The sequence below is a fragment of the Streptomyces sp. NRRL S-495 genome (genome assembly GCF_000966955.1).
GTDB classification, from domain to species: Bacteria; Actinomycetota; Actinomycetes; order Streptomycetales; family Streptomycetaceae; genus Kitasatospora; species Kitasatospora purpeofusca.
In genome coordinates, this window is sequence record NZ_JZWY01001073.1 from 1 (window position 1) to 1,992 (window position 1,992).

At 71.5% G+C, this 1,992-nt stretch carries 1 protein-coding gene and 1 pseudogene; both read left to right on the forward strand.

The annotated features are described in order from the left end of the window. On the forward strand, positions 1 to 1,015 hold a 1,015-nt coding region (locus tag VR45_RS39030), incomplete at its 5' end, for an RICIN domain-containing protein (protein WP_199926093.1). Between the two features lie 306 nt (positions 1,016 to 1,321). After that, a pseudogene (locus tag VR45_RS39035) lies at positions 1,322 to 1,992 on the forward strand (galactosylceramidase); the annotation flags it as partial.

Below are 1,992 nucleotides of genomic sequence, written 5' to 3' on the forward strand. Positions count from 1 at the left end.
GTTCGTCCACACCCAGGACATCGTGCCGCGAAACGGCGGCTACTCGCTGACCGTGCAGCCCGGCCACCTCTACACCGTGACCACCACCACCGGCCAGGGCAAGGGCACTGCTGTCGCGCCGCCCGCGAAGAGCTTCCCGCTGCCGTACCAGGCCGACCTGAGCGGATACCCGGCCCGGGCCGCCGCCCGGTACTTCCACGACTGGGCCGGGGCCTTCGAGACCGCGCCCTGCCCGGCGGGCACCGACACCCCGATGTGCCTGCGCCAGGTGATCACGGCGCCCGCCCACCCCTGGCACACCGACATGAACTACACCCCCGCCACCCTGCTGGGCGACCCGTCGTGGAGCAACTACCAGGTCTCCACCGACGTGCTGTTGGAGGAGGCGGGCAGCTCCGCCGAGCTGCTGGGCCGGATCGACCACGCCGACCACGACCGTTCCGCCTACCACCTGAGGATCGACGACGGCGGTTCATGGCGACTGTCCAGCGAGGACCGCTCGGGGACCGACACCGTCCTGGCCGCCGGCAGCTACCCCGCCGCGGGCGCCGGGACCTGGCACAACGTCTCGCTGGCGATGCAGGGCCAGTCGATCACCGCCTTCGTCGACCACGTCCAGGTCGCCTCGCTCACCCACGCCGGCCACGCGATCGGCCAGAGCGGACTGGCCGTCGGCGGCTTCCAGCACGCCGACTTCACCCACTTCGGCGTGACCCCGCTCGCCGGACCCGCCACCACGCCCCTCACCAACACCAGCAGCGGCAAGTGCCTCGACGTCAGCGGCAGCTCGACCGCCGACGGCGCGCAGGTCCTGCAGTGGACCTGCGGCAGCGGCAAGGCCAACCAGGAGTGGACGCTCGTCCCGCCGGCCGGCGGCGCAACGATGCAGCTGGTGTCCGCCAACAGCGGCAAGTGCCTCGACGTCAGCGGCAGTTCGACCGCCGACGGGGCCCTCGCCGTCCAGTGGACCTGCACCACAGGCCGGACCAGCCAGCAGTGGACCACGACCCCGTAGTACGGCACCCGCCGTCCTGATGCCGACCGGTCTCGCGTAGACGCCCAGGACAAGATGCCGCGACCGTCACCGCCAACCCGGGCGTGAAGCACTGGGTGGTCTGGGGCTGCATCGACGAGAACGTCCAGGGCGTACGCGCCGTCGGCCTCTCCGCCTGACCCGCCGCCCTCGGGCTCCGAGCCGCGTCGCCCCGATGGCCCGCACCACGCCGTGCGAAAGCGCGCCGGCTGCGACCGCCCGCACCCACGACCCTCGGACGGTCCGTCCGAGCCGCACGGATCCCCCACCACCCCACGAGGAGCTGGAATGACCTGGCGATCACGCCCACCCACCACCCTGCTCGCCGCCCTAGCCCTGACGGTCGCCACACTCACCGGCGCGGCGGCGACCACCCCCGCGCAGGCCGCCGCCTCGACGACGATCACCATCGACGGCACCAAGCCGGGGCGGGTCTTCGACGGCATCGGAGCGATCTCCGGCGGCGGCGGCAACTCCCGACTGCTGGCGGACTACCCCGAACCGCAGCGCAGCCAGGTGCTGGACTACCTGTTCAAGCCCGGCTACGGCGCCTCGCTCCAGATCCTCAAGGTGGAGATCGGCGGGGACACCAACTCCACCGACGGCGCCGAGGCCAGCCACATGCACACCGCCGACACCGTGGACTGCAACCAGGGCTACGAGTGGACCATGATGGAGCAGGCCAAGGCCCGCAATCCCGACATCAAGCTGGCCGCGCTGTCCTGGGGCGCACCCGGCTGGGTGAACGACAACAGCACCACCAGCAACACCGTCTACACCCCGAAGATGCACGACTACCTGCTCTCGTGGCTCGGCTGCGCCCGGCAGCACCACCTCACCATCGACTACCTCGGCGGCTGGAACGAGCACGACGCCGACCCCCAGTGGTACGTGGGCCTGAAGAACAGGCTCGTCGCCGGCGGCTACGGCTCGGGGAAGGGCGTCGCCCCCGCCCAGTT